Here is a 22266-nt window from a genome sequence, read left to right as displayed (position 1 = left end):
GTAAAAAGTTCTGGTGGCTGAAAAAGTTACAAGGAGAAAGTGATGGCGTTATCTTTATTTAATACTCAACGACCCCTCATTCAGGCGCCAATGGCGGGTGTGCAAGATTTTCGTTTAGCGGCTGCGGTGAGTAACGCCGGTGGCTTAGGTTCATTACCCTGTGCGATGCTCTCTAAAGAGCAATTATTGAGTGAGCTCAGCTGTTTGACTCAAGCAACTGATAAACCCTACAACCTCAACTTCTTTTGCCATACGCCTGCCAGCTATACACAGTTGCAAAAGCAACAGTGGCACCAATTACTGTCGCCTTATTTTACAGAACTGGATATTGATGACACAACGTTAGGGATGGCGGCTTCCCGTCAGCCAATTGATGCAGATACAGTCGCGCTGATAGCGCCTTTTAAACCCCCAGTAGTCAGTTTTCATTTTGGCTTACCAGCGGCGGCAATTGTGCAACAAATTAAAAGCTGGGGTGGCAAAGTGATTTCTACGGCGACCACTGTTGATGAAGCTAAGTGGCTAGAAGCTAATGGGGTCGATGCTGTTATAGCACAAGGTTTAGAAGCGGGTGGTCATAGAGGGCACTTTTTATCAATGGACTTAAGTTTACAGCAGCCTAGCGCGGTATTGGTCGAGCAATGCGTGGCTGAACTAAATGTACCCATCATTGCAGCAGGTGGTATTGCAACCACAGAAGATGTAATGCAGATGTATGCGCTAGGCGCTGAGTTGGTGCAAGTAGGAAGTGCGTATTTGTTGTGCCAAGAGGCAACTACTTCAGCGCTACATCGAGAGGTTATTTTACAACAGGGAACTGATAAAACGGCTTTAACTACGGTTTTTTCTGGGCGTGCTGCCAGAGGGATTGAAAACCGTGTTATGCGCGAGCTTGGCACTATGCCACAGCAAGCCCCTGCATTTCCGTTTGCTAGTCTTGCGCTAAGTGCATTGCGAGCTAAATCCGAAGCACAAGGCAAAAGTGATTTTTCGCCGTTATGGTGCGGGCAAAAATACATTATTAGAGATGCTTTAAGCGCTGCAGAAATCACTGAACTGTTAGCGCCAGCCAATGCATAATTTAGCGATGTTACCGTTAGGTGATAGTTATCATGCATTGGCTAATGATTTGCTTGTTAAATGTCAGCCGCAATTTGCGGTGAAAACATTTTCTCGCGGTGAGGTGCTGTTACAGCAGGGCGAAAAGCAGCAATATGGCTATTTAATATTAGAAGGGGTACTGGCTGCATTACACATTTCAGCAGAGGGCGGGCAAAAATGCAAAGAGTTTTATTTTCAAGATGAATTAGCGCTTTTATATGGTAACTGGCTTACAGATTCTCAAGCGCTTTATCAGATACAAGTGGTTAAGACCGCGCAGTTAATTGCAGTGCCTCTCGCTGCGTTAGATCAACCTGATTGGCAACCACTAAAGCAACAGTTAGTAGCCCAGCAATTAGTATTTAAAGAAGCCAAAGAAGCTTTTTTATTGCTTAATACTCCAGAGCAACGCTATCGTTATTTATTGGCGAAAAAATCACATTGGCTGGCACAATTAACGTTAACCGAAGTGGCGATGTATATTGGCATCTCTGCGATTTCTTTATCTCGAATTCGCCAGCGCCTTAACTTAAGTTAAGGCGCTGTAAGGCTAAATTAAATTAGACTGCTGTTTTTTCAGGAGTCAGTATGTTTTTAGTTTCACAATGTTTAGTCGTTATCGCTACTTTTTTAGATTTAGCATCATTTCAATTTAAATCTCGGAAATTAATATTGCTGTGTTTATTCAGCTCTGTGTTATTGACTGCAGCGCACTTTTTTTTGTTGGATAAAATAAGTGCAGGTTTATTAATGTTAATTGCCGCAGTTCGTTATTTTTATTGTATTTTTAATCGTAGTCAGTGGGCAATGCTGGGGTTTATGTTGTTAAGCACTGTGGCTGTTATATTGAGTTGGCAGGATTGGTTAAGTGGTTTGGCATTACTTGCAACATTAATACAGACGTTTGCTTCTTTCCAATCGCGAGATGTGTTGTTGCGACTATTTATGGTATTCGGCACTGCATTGTGGATAAGCCATAACATACTGGTGGGCTCACCGATGGCAGTGTTGATGGAATGCTTGTTTTTGCTCAGTAATTTAGTTGGGTTATGGCGCTTTTATTGTTGGCCTAAAGAAGCTAAAGCGGTAGATTAGCTTCTTTAGAGTGCGGCACTCACTTAAGTTGTTTGGCAATCTCTTTTAGTAAATAGGTTTCGCGCAGGATTGATAGGCCTTGTTTATCACTGGTTGCCAGCGTTCGCTCATTATGAGTAATAGCATCATGAATGTTAACCCATTTAGCGATCATGCCATTTTGTTGCTCATAATGCTCTAGTTGGGCTTGCCCTAATTGCGTATCAAGACTACAAAAATAGCAATAAGACTTTATATGGATCACTGCAAAATCGTCTTTATACCAAGGGCGGTATTCTTCATAAAGCCCAAATTCACGCAGTATTTTGATGTTTTGCGCGCCAGTTTCTTCTTGTAGCTCGCGGATTAATCCTTGCTGTATGCTTTCACCTTTATCGACGCCGCCGCCAGGCAAGCTAAAGTCCTCATAGCGGGCAGTGAACATTAGTAAAATATTACTGCCTTTTAAGGCAATAGCACGGCTCGTTAGGCGAGTAAATTGACGTGGTTCGCTGGCACTCACACTGGGATGAACGGTGCTTTTAAGTAAGCGCATCAGAATGTTCCTTAAAATTTAGTTTAAAAATTATATCTTAAAAAAGATCTAAATCTATTGAGGTAACGTAAATTTCCAGTTAAGCATCGATTTTGTAGAATAAGGCAGTTAAGATGTGAGGCTGGGCAATGATAATAAGCATAGGGATTTATCATGTTAAACATACTGTTAGTTGATGATGATAGCGAGTTTAGTGATGTCGTTTGTCATATCGTAGAGTTTTTAGGACATAACATTAATACTGCAGCTAATTTAGCAGAAGCTGAGCAGTGGTTTGTAAATAATACTTTTGACCATGTATTGTTAGACTTTATGCTGCCTGATGGAAGCGGTTTACATTTGGTAGATCACCTTAAAAGTATTGGTCAAAAACCCAAAATAACCCTTATTTCAGGTCATCCTTCAGTCAAAGGTAAGTTGGCTGAAATGTGTGAGCCTAACGTTGGTCATCTAGTTAAGCCCTTACAGCGTGAAGATATTGAGCGCCTTCTCAACCCTAAAAAAACCACGGCTAAGAAAAAAGCCGAACCAAGTATTAAAAAGCATTTTGGCACCTTAATAGGCGAATCGCCGCAAATGCAACACTTGTATACCATGATTGAGCGCGTTGCTAACACCAACGCCAATGTAATGTTAATGGGTGAAAGTGGTGCTGGAAAAGAAGTTGTCGCGCAAGCGATTCATAATGCTAGCGCATGTACAGGACCTTTGGTGGCTACTAACTGCGGCGCGTTATCGAAAGAGCTTATTGGTAGCGAATTATTTGGCCATGAAAAAGGCGCTTTTACTGGCGCAATAGCCCGTAAAGAAGGGGTGTTTGAACAAGCAACCGGCGGAACCTTATTTCTAGACGAAGTGACTGAAATGCCGATAGATATGCAACCTAATTTACTGCGTGTGCTCGAAACTAAAAAAGTCACTCGAGTAGGGGGTAGTCGCGAAAGCGCGGTAGATTGCCGAGTTATTTCTGCTACGAATCGTTCATTGGTTGATTTGGCACAAAATAATGTTATTCGTGAAGATATCTACTTTCGGTTAGCGGTATTTCCTATTGATATTCCACCCCTGCGTGAAAGAAAAGAAGATATTGCCTTATTAGCCAATGCTTTTTTAAATCAATTAAATGAAGAAAATAACACCGATTTTCAATGGCAATCGGCACAATTAAAGTTACTTGAAAGTTATGATTGGCCAGGTAATGTGCGTGAACTGCGCCACGGTATTCACCGTGCTTTTATTATGAGTGATCCTAAAGGTAAAGCGATTACTTTGCCTGATAACCTAGAGTCACCGTTTTCACGGGTGAATAAGCAAACTCAAACAAATCAAGTGACTGCAGGGCAAACTATTGAAGAAGTTGAAAAAGAGCTGATCCACGCTACGTTAGATAAAGTACAAGGTAATAAAACGCTTGCAGCGCAAATGCTAGGTATAAGCACTAAAACTCTATACAACCGTCTAAATGCCTATGGTGGCATTGGCGAGTATAGCTAAATTAAACCCACGTAAATCAGCAAAGGGGTAGCATGGCTAATAACGATAAAATTAATAAGTTGATTCATGATGCACGCGGACCACTGAATCGTATATCGATGAATGCAGAATTGATCAAATTAGTGCTAGAAAATGATATGCCAAAAGAAAAAGCCTTGGCAGCACTTGATAAGATAATAAGTAATTGTCAGCAATGCAGTGACAGCTTGGAACAAATATCGAATCTAGATGTTGTTGAATAAGATAATATCAAAGGATTATAAATGAAGCTGCAAAAGCAACAAGGTAAGGTTAAGGTAACCTGGGCCAGTTTTATCGCGGTGCTGCTGTGCATAGTGGTGGGAAATGCGATTTTGGCAATGAATACCATTCAAAGCCTGACTCAAACCCAACAGCGTTTAGATGATACTAATATGTTAAACACCGCAATTGAGAAGCTTCATCTTTCAATTGTGCAGGCAGAATCAGGACAACGTGGTTACTTATTAACGGGCGATAAAGATTATTTAGCCCCCTACAACGACGCTATAATGCAGCTCAATTCACAAGCTACACTGGTTAAAAATTTACGTACTGAGATTGCAGGTCAAGCAGAAAAAGTAGCACGCTTACTCTTTTTGGTTGACGATAAAGTTGCGGTATTAACCAGAACCGTTGATTTAGCGTTAGCAGATAGAGAGCGCCGTGCTCATTATTTATTAGAAACGCATCAAGGTCGTAAGCTTTATGAACAAATTAGAGTGTTAGCTGATGAAATTCAAGATGCGGAGTCTGCTTTCAAAACAGTACAGTTTAGAAAGTTAGGGCAAATTAAAAAAGAAGCCAAACTTACTTTTGCAATTACTGCCGTGACCAGTGCTTTATTGATCCTTGGCATGTTTATGCTTACGCGTATTAATTTACGTACGGCGGCAAAATACCAGCAAGAACTTGAATATCAAAACGAAACACTGGCTAGTAAAGTGACCGAACGCACTCAAGAGCTCACCTTGTACTCCGATGAACTAAGTCGCAGTAACCGTGAACTGGAAGAGTTTGCCTTTGTGGCGAGTCATGACTTGCAAGAGCCACTGCGTAAAATTCAGGCCTTTAGTGATCGCTTAGAAAGCATGTTTAAAGATGAGCTGGGTGAAAAAGGCGTTGATTACATTGCGCGTATGAAAAATGCAGCGCAAAGAATGTCTAATTTAATTAATGACTTGTTAGAGTTTTCGCGGGTGACAACGCGTGGTAAAGACTTTGCCGATACGGATTTAAAGCAAGTGCTTGATGATGTACTAAGCGATTTAGAAATTGCGATTAAAGAGTCAAATGCGCAGGTCAAGGTGGGCGAAATGCCAGTAATACAAGCTGATCTGAGCCAAATACAGCAGCTGTTTCTGAACTTAATTTCAAATGCGGTGAAATTTAGGCGCCCAGATGTAGCACCAATTATCACTATTGAGTATAAGCATCATAAAGAATTTAGTGATGATTATAATACTGAGCTGGAATGGCAAATCATTACAGTGAAAGATAACGGTATTGGTTTTTCACCAGAATATAGCGACAAAATTTTTGTTCCGTTTCAGCGCTTACACGGGCGTTCGCAATATAAAGGCACGGGGATTGGTTTATCCGTGTGCCGACGTATTGTAGAGCGTCACGGTGGTACGATAACGGCACAAAGTGAAACCGGTGAGGGAGCAACCTTCATCATAAAACTACCTGTGGAAAGCGAACTTTTCACATTGCAAGGAGAGGCTTAAATGCCATTTTCTAAAGTAAAGCCAATCACCATTTTAATGGCTGATGACGATGAAGATGATCGTTTATTAACGCAAGATGCACTCGCTGAAAGCCGCGTATTAAACGAGTTATACTTTGTTGAAGATGGTGTGGAGCTTTTGGAGTACCTAGAGCGCAAAGGTAAGTTTGAAGACAAAAGCTCATCGCCACGACCTGGATTGATTTTATTGGATTTGAATATGCCACGCATGGATGGACGCGAAGCGTTGCAAGCGATTAAAGGCAATCCAAACTTAAAAGGTATTCCGGTTGTTATTTTAACCACGTCTAAGCAAGAGGAAGACATGGTTAAGGGCTACGATTTAGGCGCGGCTTCATATATTACTAAACCAGTTACGTTTGATGGCTTGGTAGAACTAATGAAAACCTTGGGTAAGTACTGGGTGGAGTTTGTAGAGTTACCTAATACGTTTAATGATTAAATAAAAAACTGGAGACGCTATGTTAAATAAGGCAACCAGACTGTTACTTGTTGAAGACGATGAAGATGATTATATTTTAACCTGTGATTATCTAGAGCAGCTGAGTTCGCATACATTTGATATAGAGTGGATCAGTGATCCCAAGCAGGCAGTTAAGGTGCTGAGTAAAAATCAGCACGATATTTGCCTGCTTGATTACCGCTTAGGGGCTTCAGACGGCTTAGCAGTATTAAAGCAAGCTGTAGAAAATGGTTTTAATGGTCCTATCATTATGCTCACCGGGCAATCAAACGACGCCCTTGATTTAGCCGCTTTGGATGCTGGGGCTGTTGATTACCTCGTAAAAAGTGAAATGAGCTCAAGTCGCTTTGCCCGCTCTATTCGTTACGCATTAGCCCGACGCGATGTTGAAGATGAACGCCTTGAACGACTCAAAGCAGAAGCCGAAAATCGTTCTAAAGACCGCTTTTTAGCACATTTAAGCCATGAGCTACGTACTCCGTTATCGTCAATCTTGGGCTATACCGAGTTACTTATGCAAAGTGAATTTAACAATCATGCCAATAATGAGTTAGGGGTTATTTATCGTAATGGTAAGCATCTACTTAGCTTGTTAAATGATGTTCTCGATTTATCAAAAATAGCTGCTGATAAATTGGAACTCAGCTGCAGTGATGTCAACCTTGATAGTTTAATGGCTGATGTGTTTACCTTAATGCGAGTATCAGCGCTGGATAAAGGCTTGTCGCTGCATTTTGAGTCATTACAACCACTGCCTCTTGTTATTAGCATTGATGCGACACGGTTTAGGCAAATTTTAATTAATATCATCAATAATGCGATTAAGTTCACCGAGCAAGGCGATATCATTGTTCGCGCATGGACAAAAGTTATTGATGGCCGTGAAATGCTGTTTTTTAGTATTAAGGATTCTGGAATGGGCATTGCCCCTGAGAAACAAGCGCTCATATTTAAACCATTTGAACAAATAGCCGATGTAGAATCGCGCTCAGTTGGCGGCGCGGGGTTAGGTTTAGCTATTTGCTCTGAATTGTTGAATCGCATGCAGGGCGGGATCACATTGGAGTCTTCAATAGATTATGGCTCTAAATTTACTATTTCAGTATATCCAGGCAATATTCAATATGTAGAGCGCAGTGTATTAAAACTTGATTTAACGCCTAATATGCAGCAAAAAATGGCGCCCTGTAAAGTCAGTGGCCGAGTATTGGTGGTGGATGATTTACGAGATTTACGGGTGTTAGTCGGGCATATGATCTCTTCTGCTGGTGCACAGGTTGATTATGCGGAACACGGTAAGCAAGCACTTGATAAGGTAACTAAAGCACAACAGCAAGGTGAACCGTACGACATTATATTTTTAGATATTCATATGCCAGTGATGGGGGGGAAAGAAGCCACTATTGAACTTAGAAAAATGGGTTTTAAGGGCGCAATAATTGCCCTTACTGCTGCCACGATGAAAGGTATACAGAGCGAGTTATTGGCGCTGGGCTTTAACGATGTGATAGGCAAACCAGTTGATTCAAGCTTACTTTATCAGTGCCTAACCAATTACTCTATGGCGACTAAGAAGCCAGTTGATAAATTAGCGCAACCAGCGCAAGTGCAAAATTGTGCGCGCTTTTTATTGGTTGAAGATGATGCTGACGCGGCGCAAATTACCCAGTTATTACTGGAAAGTTTAGGTGTTGAAACCGTTGTTGCAACCAGCTATGAACATACTTTAGCAATTCTAAAAAATGACTCTCAATTTGATAAGGTGTTATTAGATATGCATTTGCCTGATGGCAGTGGCTTAGATTTAGCTCGTTATACAAAGCAGTATTACCCAGATTTAAAGCGAGTAATCGTCAGTGGTATACAGCCTGATCCGAAGCAAATTGAACTCCTTGAGATAGAGCAAGTATTACTCAAACCGATTAATTTAGCATTACTAACCCAGCTTATTGAGGGTTAGTAATAATTAATTGACGGACGATCAGTTCTGGCTCAAATAATGTTTGTAACGGTAATTCATTAAAATAATTATTAATACACGTCACAAAAAATAGTCTTGTCTGTATTTATGAAATAGGAAAGATCGAAATGAAACCAGTTAATCCCTCAAAAGTTATTTGTATTGGCCGTAACTACGCTGCGCATATTGCTGAGCTTGGTAATCAAGTGGCAGACGAAATGGTGGTATTTTTAAAACCCCCAAGTGCGATAACAGATACCTTGATGAGTACTCATAAGGATGAGCAATTACATTTTGAGACTGAAATTTGTTTTCAAGTTAAAAATGGCTGTTTAGCTGCTGTGGCGGTGGGATTGGATTTAACTAAGCGAGATTTACAGAGTAAATTAAAAGCCAGTGGTTTACCGTGGGAGCGCGCGAAAGCCTTTAATGGCTCGGTATTGTTCAGTGAGTTTGTACAAATAGACGAACAAGCTATCGAGGAATTAAGCTTAACCTTGATGATAGATAATAAGGTACGCCAACAAGGTGGCGTTGAGTTAATGCTTTATAAGCCTGCGGTTATTGCAGCTCAAGTTAGTGAGTTTATGACTTTAATTGATGGCGATATTATCATGACTGGCACACCTGCAGGGGTGGGAGCTGTGAACGCAGAAAGTAAATTTATTGCTCAGTTACACTTGGGCTCAAATTTGTTGCTTCAGCAAGAATGGGTGGCGGAGTAAGCTTTAATACTTGTTGTTGATATTGAGGACAGAATTCCACAAAGGTCTTTTCAAGTACTTCAACCCAATAGAAAGCTCAAGCATTGATAATGATTGAGCTGTATTGATTAAAATGGCATTGGGTATTGCTTAAATACATTACCAATATCAGTTAAAGCTTGTTCACTTAATTCGATATTGAACGCGGCAATGTCATCTTTTAGCTGCACCAAGCTGGTTGCACCAATAATTGAAGAAGTAACGCCATCAACTTGATCACACCATGCAAGTGCTAATTGTGCTGGGGTTATTTGGTATTGCTGGGCAATTTCAACATAGTGGCTGATTGCTTGTTGCGATTGCGCGGTGTCACGGAATAAACCATTACGCTGCACCAGTGTCCAGCGGCTACCACTGGGACGTGCGCCATTTAAATATTTACCACTTAACATACCGCCAGCTAAAGGTGACCAAGGTAAATAAGCAATATCTTCGTGAATACATTGCTCTATTAGATAAGGCCAGTCTTTAGCGTGCAATAAACTAAATTCATTTTGAATAGAGACTATGCGCGGTAAATTATGTTGTTCACTTAACCGTAAAAATTGGCTAATACCCCATGGCGTGTCGTCAGAGAGACCACAATGTTTAATTTTACCAGCTTTAACGCAGTCATTTAAACCTTCAAGGATATCGAGCATGCCCGCTGTATGCTGCTCTGTATTAGCGTCACTAAAACGGATCATACCTGGCCATTGTTTGCTAAAATGCGGAGATTGACGATTCGGCCAGTGCAGTTGGTATAAATCAATGACATCGGTTTGTAGACGTTTTAATGACTCCTCAACCGCATTAACGACTGCTTGACGAGTAATATCGCCACCATCACGGACCCAAGCAAGGCCATTGCCAGCAATTTTAGTGGCGAGCACAATATCGTCTCGTTTACTTGGATTACGTGCTAACCAATTACCGATAATTTGTTCTGTTTTTCCGTAGGTATCTGGAGTTGGCGGTACGGCATACATTTCAGCCGTATCGATAAAGTTAACGCCTTGCTCAAGAGCATAAGTAATTTGCTCATCAGCATCAGCCTGATTGTTTTGTACGCCCCACGTCATGCTTCCTAAGCATACGCGAGACACATTGAGACCACTACTACCAAGTGGGTTGTAACGCATAATGATTCCTTACTTTTATGATTATCGGCTGTACTTATGCAATGCAGCCAATAATGGCTCACTTAATTGTGCTTTCTTACCTGTTTTAAAATTAAACATCACCACTTGCGATGAGCCTAATGTAGTCAAGGTATTTTGTGCTTGGCTAAATACGCTGTAGTGCATCATAAAACGCTCTTTTTGAATATCACTGATGGTAACGCCTACTAACACTGTATCAGGAAATGTGACCGGGCGTTTATAACGGGCATTATTTTCACTGATCACAGGGCCAATACCTGTTGTTTGTAAATCTTCGAGTAAATTTATTTGATTAAAAAAATCAATTCGAGCAGTTTCAAAATAACGAAAATACACCACATTATTGACATGCTGTAAGGCATCCATTTCTCCCCAAGCAACATTAATTGCTGTATGGATAGGGTGTTGTTCTATAAATGATTGCATATTCGACAGTTCTTTAAAGTAAAAACGTAGATTAGCAATTGGTGCTGTTTAGCTCAAGAAAATTAGAAAAACAGTGAATATGTGCTATTTTTAGTAGCTCACGGTTACGTAAATGAATACTTTAATCTGATTTAAAGGAGCTAATTATGAATACAGTGACAGCAAAAATAACGAAACGCTTAACGCAACTAGTGGTGATCTGTTTAGCATTCGTTTGTTATGCGATGGGCAATGCTTCTGGGATGGTGATACTAATTGTAGTTGGTTTTATTTTAGAAGGTGCTGTTTGGTTATTCGGTGCGAGATTATTTAATCGTAAAAAATCTTCACAGCAAGAATCATCGAGCTGATGACTTGCTAATAAATCAAACTTAATGAATAATAGCTGTTCATTTATACAGTGTTTGGTTTGAGGAATGAAAAAGTTTATTCATATTGACATGGATTGCTTTTACGCAGCGGTCGAAATGCGCGATAACCCCGCGCTTGCTAATGTACCTTTGGCAATTGGTGGCAATAGTCGCCGTGGGGTGCTCTCTACTGCCAATTACCTTGCCCGCGAATACGGTGTGCGCTCTGCGATGTCTAACTACCGTGCCAAACAATTATGCCCTGACTTAGTGATTGTACCAGGGCGTATGCAAGTTTATAAACAAGCCTCTTCGCAAATTCGTGCTGTATTTAAGCGCTATACCGACCTTATCGAGCCTCTTTCGTTAGATGAAGCCTACCTTGATGTAACTGACAGTAATGCATGCCAGGGTAGTGCGACCTTAATGGCGGAGCAAATTCGCGCCGATATATTTGCCGCCACCGGTTTAACTGCTTCGGCTGGAATTGCACCGATAAAATTTATTGCCAAAATTGCCAGTGATGAAAATAAACCGAATGGTCAATTTGTAGTATTGCCTGAGCAAGTGGATGACTTTTTAGCGCAATTGCCGTTGGGTAAAATACCCGGGGTCGGTAAGGTTACCCTTGAAAAACTCAATTTAAAAGGCTTATACACCGGTGCTGATGTGCGTGCTAAAGGGGTTAATTGGATGCAGCAACACGTTGGTAACTTTGGGGTCTCGCTGTATCAAAAATGTGCCGGTTTACATATTGGTAAAGTATCCACAGAACGTACCCGTAAATCGCTCAGTGTTGAGCATACCTATGAATATAATAAAACCAGTTTACAAGCGTGTTTAGATCAATTGCCAATATTATTGGCTGAGCTTCAACGTCGATTAACAAAACAACAATTAGAGCAACGTATAAATAAACTCAGTGTCAAAGTGAAGTTTGCTAATTTTGTGGTGACATCGGCCGATCAAACTTGCCACCGACTTGATGAAACTATCTTAGTTGAGCTGCTGAGCAAAGCCTATCAACGAGGCTTGCAGCAGCCTGTACGGTTACTCGGTGTGGGGGTAGGAGTTAAAAATGAACCGCAACAACATGTACAATTGAGTATATTAGACTAAGATATTGAGCGCTACTTGGTTCAATCAATCATAAGTGGGCAGTGAGTAACTGTTTTATTTTACACTGTAACTCCAAGTTGCCAGTGGTATGTTAGCTCGTAGTACATTGCTGGCAATAGCTATTTAAATCAATGATAATAAGCTCCTATGTTTTTTGACAACAGGACCTTTTTTTATGGCATACCCTCACGCAGTTGCAGCCCCGCAATTAGATCACGCAAAACATGATGCGCTTATTATTATTGCCGATAATTTTTCTAAGTTAGACGATCCGAATTTAAGCCAAGCTATTAAAGCGCAAATGGCGGTTGATGCACGCATTGGTAAGCAAGTAACGCTGCTTGTTGTTGATTCTAAACGGGTAATTTTAGCGCCGACAGGTCCATTAAATCGTGATTATGATGATGTGCGTCGTTACTTTGATGCAGCTAAATTAGCTATCAATGAAGCTAAAGCATCAGGCAGTACAAAACCTGCTATTTACTTACCACAAGCAAGCCAAGATAGCCGTTATCAGTATGCCTTAGAAGTTGCTTATCTTGGTGCTTGCCAAGCGTTGTGGCAGCCGCTTGAGGCGCGCGAGTTTCATGGTGAAAGCATTGAACCGATCACTCAAATAGCCTTGTTTGGTGCTAATGAGCAAACAATTAAAGCAGTGAATGCCATTGCCGCAGGGCAGTATGCTGCTCGTGATTTATGTGGCACTGAGCCTGAGCGTATGGCGCCACCACGTTTTGCTGATTACTGCGTGGATTTATTTAAAGGCAGCAAGGTCAATGTTGCAGTGATTGCAGATATTGCCACGATTGATAAAGAGTACCCGATGATGAGTACCGTGGCTCGCGCTTCATATGCGGTTGAGCGTCATCACCCTCGGGTTGTAAAGCTTGAATATGTACCAGAGGGTGAAGTAACACGTACCTTAATGTTTGTCGGTAAAGGTTTAGTATATGACACCGGTGGTGCCGATTTGAAAGTGGGCGGGCATATGGCTGGTATGAGCCGTGATAAAGGCGGCGCAGCCTCTGTTGCAGGTTTTATGAAATCAGTGGCAGACTTTCAACCACAAGGGGTTAAAGTCATAGCTTACTTAGCGGTAGTTCGTAACTCAATTGGTTCTGATTGCTTTGTACCAGATGAAATTATTACTAGCCGTGAGGGCGTACGTGTTCGTATAGGTAATACGGATGCTGAAGGGCGCTTAGCTATGGGAGATTTACTCAGCGAGATGAAAGATTTAGCTAAAGGAGAAGTAAACCCTGAAATCTTTACGGTCGCAACCTTAACCGGACACGCAGCTCGTGCCATGGGGCCTTACAGTGCATACGTTGAAAATGGCCCTGCACGAGCGGCTAATATTTCTCGTAAGCTTGCTGACAGTGGCGATTTGTGGGCTGATGGCGCGGAAGTTTCTCGCAGTCGTCGCGAAGACTATGATTTTATTAAGCCCCGTACTTTAGCTGATGACGTATTATCAAGTAATAATGCAGCATCAGCAGTTACCGCACGAGGTCACCAGTTCCCTATGGCATTTTTAGCCATTGTTGGTGGTCTTGATAAACATGGTAGTGAGTCAGTACAGCCTTTACCTTATGTTCATATGGATATTGCTGGTAGTGGTGTTGAAGGTGGTGATTGGCAGCACGGTAAACCAACCGCAGCAGGCCTCAGCAGTTTATTTGCTCGTTACTGCTTATAATTAACAGCATTAAATACAACAGCTCCGCCATATAAAATGACGGGGCTTTTTTGTTAATTAATTTAATTTAAAGCGATTAACTACATCAGTTAGATCTTGGCTACTGTGTTTTAGATTATCACTTGCATCTGAAAGTTGTGATGTATTAGCCAGAGATTGTTCGGTTGATTGCGATAATTCACCAATGCGTAAATTCACCTCATCTGCAGCGCTTGATTGTTGCTCCGTCGCACGGGCTATTTGACCATTCATATCGGTGATCACCGACACTAGACGTTCAATTTCAGTTAATGAGGTATTGGCAGATCCGGCTTGTTGTACTGTGTTGGTTGATAATTGTTGGCTAGCTGTTACCGCCTCTACAGCCGCTTGTGCGCCTTTTTGTAACTTGGCTATCATCGCCTGAATTTCCTCTGTACTCTTACCTGTGCGACTTGCAAGAGTACGTACTTCATCAGCTACAACGGCAAATCCTCGGCCTTGTTCGCCAGCGCGTGCCGCTTCGATTGCAGCATTGAGCGCCAGTAAATTGGTTTGCTCTGCAATACCGCGGATCACGTCCAGTACTGATCCTATATTATTACTTTCTTGAGCTAAATCAGCGGTAACTTGACTCACAGTTTCAATATTTTTGGACAGTGTTTCTATGGCTTGAATTGTTTTAGCAACAACTTCTTTACCTTCAGATGCATTCACCGCAGCTTGGTTAGCGGCTTGTTCAGCCGCTTCGGCATTGCGACTTACATCATGAATTTGGTGGGTCATTTGCTCCATTGCAGCGACGACTTGCGTTGAGCTATCGTTTTGTAGTTCAATAAAAGAATGATTGGTTTTACTTGCATCATCCACTGTTTGGGCATGCTGGTTAACATTGTTGGCATTATTTGCCACTTGCTTAAGCGACTCACGCATTTTGGTGGTAAATAAGTTAAAGTGGCGAGATAACCTCGATACCTCATCATTACCATTTTCATCTAAGGTTTGGGTTAAATCTCCCTCACCTTGAGAGATACTTTTCATCATATTTGCAGCAAGCCGAGTAGGCAGTAAAATACTTCTGGCGATTAAGTAGCTTAAACTAATTAATAGCAAAATAATTACAGTAGCATTGAGAATAACTAAATTCCGTAAGTTGGCAAAAGCGTCATCAATTGTATCAATATAAACACCTGAACCAATTATCCACTGCCATGGGGTAAAACCCTTCACATAGGCTATTTTATCAACTGGCTGATCTTTACCTGGTTTAGGCCATTTGTAAGGGATAAAACCTTCACCACTTTGCTTAACTATTTTAACCATTTCAACAAATAACGGTACGCCATCAGGGTCTTTACTATTGCTGAGTGATTTACCGTTTAATTCGGGTTTAAATGGGTGCATAACCATGGCTGGCTGAAAATCATTGATCCAGAAGTAATTTTCGTTGTCATAGCGAATACTTGCAATTGTAGTTAGTGCACCTTGTTGGGCTTGTTGCTCTGTGAGTTCGCCGCTTTGTTGTAATGAATGATAATGGGTAATAACACTATAAGCAGCTTCAACCAGATTTTTTGTTTTCGTATATTGGCCTGCTTTGAGTGAACTATATTGCTGAGTTAAACTGGTAATACTTAAAAAAAGTAAACCAATAACGACCAAACTTACCAAGATAGCTAAGCGCTGAAAAATAGTAAAACGGCGTAGGTACGACATAAAAAATCCTTTAGAAGTGCTCGCAGTAGGCGCGCATATATTAAGCGTAGTAAATATTACTTTAAAATCTAGTTAACTGTCCCTTGTTTTAGTTTAAATTATTTTAAATAAATAGGATTGTCATTAAGTCAAAAAAAAGGCCAATCTTTCAATCAGCCTTTAGTCTAACTTGTACAGTAAATACAGACTTACTCTACATAAAAATGACGATTGAAGAAGTTAGTGATGGTTTGATGCAAATGAGTTTGCACTTGTTTACCTCGTAAGCTGTGCTTGGAACCAGGGTAAGTCATCATTTCAAATTGCTTTTCGTTATCTTGCAATTGTTTGAATAACTTAGTGGCATGGGTAAATAATACGTTATCGTCGGCCATACCATGGTAGATCATTAATGGCCCTTTTAAGCCATCTGCGTATGGAAATACCGCACTGTCTGTATAGCCTTTGGCATTTGTATCAGGGTGTCCTAAATAACGCTCGGTATAGTGAGTATCGTACAGTGCCCAATCGGTCACTGGCGCGCCAGATACGCCAGCTTGAAAATAATCACCAGCTTTAAACATGGCCATTAATGCCATATAGCCACCGTAACTGTGACCATAAATACCAATGCGTTGTGGGTCAACATAATCAAGAGTGCGTAAAAACTCGACGCCTTTGATTTGATCAGCCACTTCAACCACACCTAAATGTTTGTAAATGGCATCTTCAAACTTTTTACCACGATTATACGAACCACGGTTATCTAATTGGAACACTACATAACCTTGCTGTGCCATATATTGGAAATATAAGTTTTTGCTGCGCCAACTATTGGTTACGCGTTGTGCGTGTGGGCCGCCATAGACATTGACAAGAACAGGGTGTTTTTTACCATCATTTACCGTTGCAGGTTTAAATAAACGATAGTGCATCACTTGACCATCATCAGCAGCCAAAGTGCCATATTCAGGCTCAGCTAGATCAGTAAGATAAGGGGTTAGAGGATGGTTTTCATCAAGTTTATTTTGCTCTAACCAAGTAACAAATTCACCGTTTACTTTACGCAGTGCCGCTGAGTTTGGTTTGTTGACTGATGAACTGTTATCAATAAAAGTTTTACTGTCTTTTGCCATTACCACATTGTGATAAGCACCTTGCTCAGTGATACGTTTAATATCGCCCTTTTTAAACAGTGGAACACTGTATAGCTGGCTTTCTAAAGGCGTGTCTTTGCGTCCGGCAAAGTAGACAATGCCTTTTTTCTCATCAATACCTTTTAAGCTATCAACCACCCAATCACCATCGGTGATCTGACGCACTAACTTCCCATTGGTACGATATAGATATAAATGCTTAAAGCCATTGCGCTCAGAAGCCCACACAAAATGTTTTTTGTCTTTCAAAAACTGTAGATCAAAATGTAAGTTTATCCAGCTATCACTAGTTTCTGTTAAGGCAACTTTTTGCTCAGTTGTTTCGCTGTTATAAAAGCGCAATTCTAAGTTGTGCTGTGAGCGGTTTTGCCACTGATATGATAGGGTTTTGTCATCTTCTAACCATTTTGCACGGGTAATGTAAATGTCTTCGTCTTTACCTAAATCTACCCAATCAGTTTTTTGATTGTCGAGCTTAACCACAGCAAGTTGAATTTTTACATTATTAGTGCCAGTAAATGGGTAGCGTTGGTTAAACAGTTTCACTTCATCAGCGTAAATTTCATTGCGGATAGCTTCTTTAACTGGGCTTTCGTCAATGCGAGTGAAGGCTATTTTTGATTCATCACCAGACCACCAGTAACCTGTCATTCGGCCCATTTCTTCTTGCGCGACAAACTCCGCCATGGCGTTTTTGATCACACCGCCGCCATCTTTACTCAGCTGAACTTCTTTACCTGATTTAAGATTTAGCGCATAAAGATTTTGTTCACGGACAAACGAGACAAAGTTTCCTTTTGGTGAAAAGCGTGCGTCGGTTTCAAACGCCTCAGTATCGGTCAGTTTACGGCTTATCCCTGCTCCTAGCTCGTAATAATAGAGGTCACCATTAAGTGGAAATAACAAGGCGTTACCGTCTTTAGACCATTTGTATTCTAAAATACCTTTACCAAAAATACGTTGGCGTTCACGGCGTGCTTTTTCTTCATCTGAGAGGTTTTCAGGGCCTGAAAAAAGTTTCGCAGAATCGACTAAAATACGATTTTTGTTATCTTTTAAATTATACTCCCACAAATCATAACGGTTGTAATCGTCGCTTTTACCTTGCAGGTAGGTAACTCGGCTGCCGTCTGGTGAAAACTGAAGCTGTACAGGTGCTTTACCCGCTAAACTTGGATCATCAAAAATACGTTCTAAAGTAAGAGGCTTAGCTTGTACTGTGATGGCTGTTGCCACCAAAGGTAGCACCCATGAGAGGTATTTAATTTTTTTTAACACGTGTTTACCTTCGCTCGAATAAAAACTGCAACGATGGTAAAGCCAAGCGTGGGCAACTGCAACTAAATGCTATAAAGTAGCGAAAATGTAATGCACTTAATTTGTAAGGAATAAAAATGACCGTTGAATTCTCTTTAGCCCCAGAACTTGCACGTGATTGTATTGAACTGGCCGATTGGCCATTATGCAAAGTGTTACTTATGAATGATAGTCAATACCCGTGGTTTATTTTAGTACCTCGTAAAGCGAATTTAAAAGAGAGTATTGATCTAAGCGAGCCAGAACAGATATTGCTAATGCAAGAGTCAGCGAAGTTAAGTAGGCTACTCAAAGAGGTATTTAATCCAGATAAACTTAATGTCGCAGCGCTTGGTAACATGGTTCCACAATTACACATTCACCATATTGTCCGCTATAAAAGTGATGTCGCGTGGCCTGCGCCAGTATGGGGCCAGTATCCCGTAGTGCCTTACAGTGAAGATCAATTGGCACGTTTAAAAGCACATTTTTAATACTGTTCATTATATTTTATATTCAGTATATAGGGTTGCAAACTAACAAATGAAAGCTTTTGTATTGTTTATCTTGTTAAGTGTATTTTCGCATCACAGTGCTGCAAAAACACTTTACTTTGTGGGCACCACCTTTCCGTCGGTACTTGAAAAAAATGAACAAGGTCAAATAGAAGGCTTAGGCGCCGACATCGCTGGTGAAATTTGCCTGCGCTTAGGTTGCCACATTAAAATTGATATTTTACCATTTAAACGTGCGCTAAAAATGGTTGAACTTGGTAAGGCAGATGCATTTATAGGCCCTTATAAATCGACAATTAGAGAGCAATATATGGTTTATAGTGAAGCTGCTTTCTATCAAGACCCGCTGGTTTTTTATGTCAAAAATAGTAATGAATTTCAGTGGCATAATAACTTAGAGACATTAAAGAAGTTATCGGTAGGGTTAACCCGAGGTTGGAACTATGGTGATGATTTTGAGCAATATAAAAGTCAGTTAGAAATTTCTGAAGTGGGTACTGTTGAAGCTAGTTTTTTGCAGTTAATTCATGACCGTGTTGATATTATAGTGACTCATCCAAGAGCCGCGCAGCCCGTTATTAAGCAGTTGAAATTAGTCAATCAAGTTAGACTGTTACAGCCACCATTAATTGTTAATGAGGGCTATTTTGGTTTTTCAAAAAAACGCAATTTAAATGAGTTTATTACCTCATTCAATAAAGAACTAAATAATATGATTGCTAATGGTGAAGTAAAAAAAATGAGTGAAAAATATGGTTTAGCATTCCCGTAATAGTAATATTGAATTAAAAAAGGCGTTTTAGGTGAGCCCCTAAAACGCCTTTTTAGTATTAATTATATTATTTTAAACCTAACTCTTTCTTACCTTGTTTAAAGGTGACATCTACAGGAATATTTGCTTGGCTTAGTTTTTCTAAATCTTTAGCAAGTTCCACTTTGATATCACCATGTGTGGCAATCAGTTGATCGACTTTCTCATAATCACCATCACCTTGTAAGGTTAAGATTAAACCAGATAACTTGGCCATTGCTTGGCCCATTTTTTCCATATTTACGCTGTAAAGGCCTTGCTCATTTTTAGAGAATGCGCCTTCTTCTGCGAAAAAGTTAAAGCGGATCATATTTGCTTTACCATGGGCACTTGATGCGCCAAAACGCACTGAGCGGAAAATACCGGCCATAAAAGTGATGTAGTAATCTTCAAGTGTTCCTTCAGTGATCTCACCTTTTTTGAGTAACTGCTCAACCATGTACAAGCCTAAGATATCGGCTTTGCCTTCTTCTAAAGCACTGGCATGCTCTTGTAAAGACTGACGAACCGTACCTTTACCTGTGATAGTATTTTTGATCCCTAAACCATGAGCGACTTCGTGGAACATGGTATTGGCAAAAAATGCATCGAAAGTAATGTGTTTACGCTGCTCAGGAACAATTAATTGCTCAGCGATTGGCACCAATATTTTATCAAACTTAGCGCGCATAGCATTTTTCAGTTGTAAACGGCGAGTGCCTTTTTCGAGTTGCACTTGTTCGTCATTTGGTAAGTTAATAGCAATGGTTTTACTACCTGCATTAGAATGACCTGCATAATAAACAACATCATATGCATTTAAGTCCGCATCAGAACCTGGTACTTCTTGTTTGTATTTGGCATCTACAGGGAGACCTTTTTGTAGCTCTGGTAAAAATGCAGCAAATTTTGCAAGACGCTCTGACCAGGCTAAATCTTTCACTAATACATATGATTCAAAGGCTGCGCGAGAGCCGAACAATTGATCTTCATAGGTTTCGATTGGCCCAATAACGATATCGATCGGGTTGTTCTTCATGTCCATCCAAGCAAAGTCTGATGCTTGATAATCATCGTTTTGTAGTGCATCTGCACGTAAGTTCAGGTAACTAGCAAACTCTTTATCATCGGCAAGCTTGCTTGCTTCACGTAATAAGTTAGCTGCTTTTTCAAGCGATTGAGCATATTCAACCGAATAGGCAACGCTATACAGCTTGCCTTTTTCATCACGTTTAATTACTGAATACAGGCCATTTTTATCTGCTACATCAGCTTTGTTTAGCTCTTCTTTCGTAAGTTCGGCTGGATAAAATTGAGCCCCAGCTGTTTTATCTTCATAGCCTGATAAAAATACTTGATCGCCATTTAATCTATCCCATGGCCCATAGTTAATATCTGCAAATTTTTGTACTTTAGGATCATTGATTTTGGCTAAAAATGTCGTTTTATCTTCACCAAATGCTTGGCGCCAGAATAGATCATCCATAATTTTAGACGCATCAATAAGTTTGGCTATTAACCCTTTTTGGTTGTCGCTTAAATGTGATAAATCAGTGGTTAAACTAAAGTCAGTATAGATATCAAGACGATTAGTATCAGCGTTAATAAGTTGTGGGCCACTATCTTGTAGTTGTTTTGTAAGGGCTGTAGCGTCAGTTGATGCTTTAGGTGAGCTGGCTTGATCTGAACATGCACTAAGAAAAACGGCACCGGTAAGAATAAGTGCTTGGCTGATTTTATTGAGAGTCATTATATTGCCTGTTAAAAAGTAAGTTTAATTATAAGTACCCTTGATAGGGTTTTTCGCTTCCTTGTTATGCCTGCATTAAAGCAAATATTATGCGTAAATAGCAAGTTTCCTATGTTGTGATGGCCTTAGCGAAAGGATATAAATTGTAGTCAAAAAATAAACTAATATAATTTCTGTAATTTTCTTAACTTTAGCGGTAACTTAGACAATACTGTATTTATAAAAAATAAACATTCCATGGTTTGGATATATTAACAAATCAATACAAAAGGATGGCACATTTATGTCAACAGAAAACGCACTACTGACCATTTTGGTTGATCGTATTAATAATGACACGTTAGTTTTACCAACCTTGCCCGAGGTTGCGGTTCGTGTACGTCAAGCTGCCGATAATCCAGATGTAAACTTAGCGAAAATGGCTGATGTGATCTCTCATGATCCGGCATTAGCAGCACGGATGATAAAAGTCGCAAATAGTGCTTTTATGGGGCGAACAGTTAAAGTTTCTAATATAAATCAAGCGGTAACGCGCATTGGTCTGCGTCAAATCAAAAATATCGCAACAGCAATGGCGATGGAACAACTATTTGTTTCAAATAATGAGCTGATCAAAGGTTATATGGATAAGGCATGGCAGAAGACCTTAAAAGTAGCATGTCACTCAATTACTGTGATGGAGTTTTTCCTTAAGAAAAACAAGCAGACCTCATTGAATCGTGACACCATTACACTCGCATCATTGGTTTATAACATTGGTGTATTACCTATTTTGACTGAAGCAGAACGTCACCCTGAAGTGTTTGCCAATCCAAGCTTTTTAGCGCATGCGATCCAAAAGCTTAGCGGTAAAGTAGGGGGGGCTATCATGCGCGCTTGGGAGTTTACCGATGAATTTATTGAAGTAGCGGAAAGCTGGGCCAATCCTAACTATCGTCCGGAACATATTAGCTATGTTGATTTCATCCGTATTGGCGCGATTATGGAAGGTATTTTACAAGTCTCAGATAAGTCTGCGGCATTACAAACTTATATTGATAAGGGTGTGATCCCATCACTAGATATTTTCTCAAGTGATGAATACAACGATATGCTAGATGATGTGAAATCAGTATTTAATTAAGCTAAGTCGTTAGTTAAAAAAAGCGCCAATAGGGCGCTTTTTTAG

Annotated in this window: 21 protein-coding genes; 15 read left to right on the top strand and 6 right to left on the bottom strand. The window is 40.4% G+C overall.

The window, feature by feature from the left end; all coding sequences use genetic code 11:
* The first annotated feature begins 42 nt into the window (after positions 1-42).
* Genes J7338_RS01555 through J7338_RS01545 form a run of 3 tightly spaced genes read left to right on the top strand, consistent with a single transcriptional unit; the run spans position 43 to position 2196 of the window.
* Positions 43-1080 (top strand): NAD(P)H-dependent flavin oxidoreductase, encoded by a 1038-nt coding sequence (locus J7338_RS01555; RefSeq protein WP_210795001.1) that lies wholly within the window; start codon positions 43-45, stop codon positions 1078-1080.
* The gene (locus J7338_RS01550) at positions 1073-1639 is read left to right on the top strand and encodes a Crp/Fnr family transcriptional regulator (protein WP_210794999.1); all 567 of its coding nucleotides are present in this window, start codon (positions 1073-1075) and stop codon (positions 1637-1639) included. Before J7338_RS01555 ends, J7338_RS01550 begins: the two co-directional genes overlap by 8 nt.
* Before the next feature lie 50 nt (positions 1640-1689).
* Positions 1690-2196 (top strand): YgjV family protein, encoded by a 507-nt coding sequence (locus J7338_RS01545; RefSeq protein WP_210794997.1) that lies wholly within the window; start codon positions 1690-1692, stop codon positions 2194-2196.
* Between the two features lie 19 nt (positions 2197-2215).
* On the opposite strand, the gene J7338_RS01540 is transcribed toward J7338_RS01545, so the two are convergent.
* Positions 2216-2731: an NUDIX hydrolase gene (locus J7338_RS01540; RefSeq protein ID WP_210794995.1), complete on the bottom strand. Its 516-nt coding sequence runs from the start codon at positions 2729-2731 to the stop codon at positions 2216-2218.
* A 153-nt stretch (positions 2732-2884) separates the two neighbouring features.
* Between J7338_RS01540 and J7338_RS01535 the strand changes: the two genes are divergently transcribed.
* From J7338_RS01535 to J7338_RS01510, 6 genes are all read left to right on the top strand, one after another.
* On the top strand, positions 2885-4225 hold the full coding sequence (locus J7338_RS01535; protein WP_210794993.1) for a sigma-54-dependent transcriptional regulator: 1341 nt from the start codon (positions 2885-2887) through the stop codon (positions 4223-4225).
* A 32-nt stretch (positions 4226-4257) separates the two neighbouring features.
* Entirely contained in the window at positions 4258-4467 is a 210-nt protein-coding gene (locus J7338_RS01530; protein WP_210794991.1) for a histidine kinase, read from the top strand.
* A 21-nt stretch (positions 4468-4488) separates the two neighbouring features.
* Entirely contained in the window at positions 4489-5973 is a 1485-nt protein-coding gene (locus tag J7338_RS01525; protein WP_210794988.1) for a sensor histidine kinase, read from the top strand.
* A complete protein-coding gene (locus J7338_RS01520) occupies positions 5974-6435 on the top strand; it encodes a response regulator (RefSeq protein ID WP_210794986.1) in 462 nt (153 codons plus the stop codon).
* A 19-nt stretch (positions 6436-6454) separates the two neighbouring features.
* Positions 6455-8416, top strand: coding sequence for a hybrid sensor histidine kinase/response regulator (locus tag J7338_RS01515; protein ID WP_210794984.1), 1962 nt, complete (start codon positions 6455-6457; stop codon positions 8414-8416).
* A gap of 128 nt (positions 8417-8544) precedes the next feature.
* Positions 8545-9141 carry a fumarylacetoacetate hydrolase family protein gene (locus tag J7338_RS01510; protein WP_210794982.1) on the top strand — a complete coding sequence of 199 codons (597 nt, stop codon included), beginning with the start codon at positions 8545-8547 and terminating at the stop codon, positions 9139-9141.
* Positions 9142-9248: 107 nt separating this feature from the next.
* On the opposite strand, the gene J7338_RS01505 is transcribed toward J7338_RS01510, so the two are convergent.
* Together J7338_RS01505 and J7338_RS01500 are read right to left on the bottom strand one after the other, a co-directional pair.
* The gene (locus tag J7338_RS01505; protein ID WP_210794980.1) at positions 9249-10301 is read right to left on the bottom strand and encodes an aldo/keto reductase; all 1053 of its coding nucleotides are present in this window, start codon (positions 10299-10301) and stop codon (positions 9249-9251) included.
* Positions 10302-10322: 21 nt separating this feature from the next.
* On the bottom strand, positions 10323-10748 hold the full coding sequence (locus J7338_RS01500; protein WP_210794978.1) for an acyl-CoA thioesterase: 426 nt from the start codon (positions 10746-10748) through the stop codon (positions 10323-10325).
* Between the two features lie 146 nt (positions 10749-10894).
* Between J7338_RS01500 and J7338_RS01495 the strand changes: the two genes are divergently transcribed.
* From J7338_RS01495 to J7338_RS01485, 3 genes are all read left to right on the top strand, one after another.
* Positions 10895-11098 carry a hypothetical protein gene (locus tag J7338_RS01495; protein ID WP_210794976.1) on the top strand — a complete coding sequence of 68 codons (204 nt, stop codon included), beginning with the start codon at positions 10895-10897 and terminating at the stop codon, positions 11096-11098.
* A 66-nt stretch (positions 11099-11164) separates the two neighbouring features.
* Positions 11165-12217, top strand: a complete 1053-nt coding sequence (gene dinB, locus J7338_RS01490; RefSeq protein ID WP_210794974.1) for a DNA polymerase IV — start codon at positions 11165-11167, stop codon at positions 12215-12217.
* Positions 12218-12392: 175 nt separating this feature from the next.
* Positions 12393-13916: a M17 family metallopeptidase gene (locus J7338_RS01485; protein WP_210794972.1), complete on the top strand. Its 1524-nt coding sequence runs from the start codon at positions 12393-12395 to the stop codon at positions 13914-13916.
* A gap of 57 nt (positions 13917-13973) precedes the next feature.
* On the opposite strand, the gene J7338_RS01480 is transcribed toward J7338_RS01485, so the two are convergent.
* Both J7338_RS01480 and J7338_RS01475 read right to left on the bottom strand, forming a co-directional pair.
* Positions 13974-15611, bottom strand: a complete 1638-nt coding sequence (locus J7338_RS01480; protein ID WP_210794970.1) for a methyl-accepting chemotaxis protein — start codon at positions 15609-15611, stop codon at positions 13974-13976.
* A 188-nt stretch (positions 15612-15799) separates the two neighbouring features.
* Positions 15800-18025 carry a S9 family peptidase gene (locus J7338_RS01475; protein WP_210794968.1) on the bottom strand — a complete coding sequence of 742 codons (2226 nt, stop codon included), beginning with the start codon at positions 18023-18025 and terminating at the stop codon, positions 15800-15802.
* A 116-nt stretch (positions 18026-18141) separates the two neighbouring features.
* Between J7338_RS01475 and J7338_RS01470 the strand changes: the two genes are divergently transcribed.
* Together J7338_RS01470 and J7338_RS01465 are read left to right on the top strand one after the other, a co-directional pair.
* Complete coding sequence (locus J7338_RS01470; RefSeq protein ID WP_210794966.1) at positions 18142-18537, top strand: HIT domain-containing protein; 396 nt, start codon at positions 18142-18144, stop codon at positions 18535-18537.
* Positions 18538-18586: 49 nt separating this feature from the next.
* A complete protein-coding gene (locus tag J7338_RS01465) occupies positions 18587-19330 on the top strand; it encodes a substrate-binding periplasmic protein (protein ID WP_210794964.1) in 744 nt (247 codons plus the stop codon).
* Between the two features lie 67 nt (positions 19331-19397).
* Here J7338_RS01465 and J7338_RS01460 read toward each other — a convergent pair whose 3' ends face one another.
* Positions 19398-21098, bottom strand: a complete 1701-nt coding sequence (locus J7338_RS01460; RefSeq protein ID WP_210794962.1) for a dipeptidyl-peptidase 3 family protein — start codon at positions 21096-21098, stop codon at positions 19398-19400.
* A gap of 283 nt (positions 21099-21381) precedes the next feature.
* Between J7338_RS01460 and J7338_RS01455 the strand changes: the two genes are divergently transcribed.
* On the top strand, positions 21382-22221 hold the full coding sequence (locus J7338_RS01455) for an HDOD domain-containing protein (RefSeq protein WP_210794959.1): 840 nt from the start codon (positions 21382-21384) through the stop codon (positions 22219-22221).
* Positions 22222-22266 lie beyond the last annotated feature (45 nt).

Origin of the sequence: Pseudoalteromonas ostreae, assembly GCF_018069805.1 — a bacterium.
GTDB classification, from domain to species: domain Bacteria; phylum Pseudomonadota; class Gammaproteobacteria; order Enterobacterales; family Alteromonadaceae; genus Pseudoalteromonas; species Pseudoalteromonas ostreae.
Note: the sequence above shows the minus strand (reverse complement) of the source record. Positions and strands in the feature narration are given on the sequence as shown.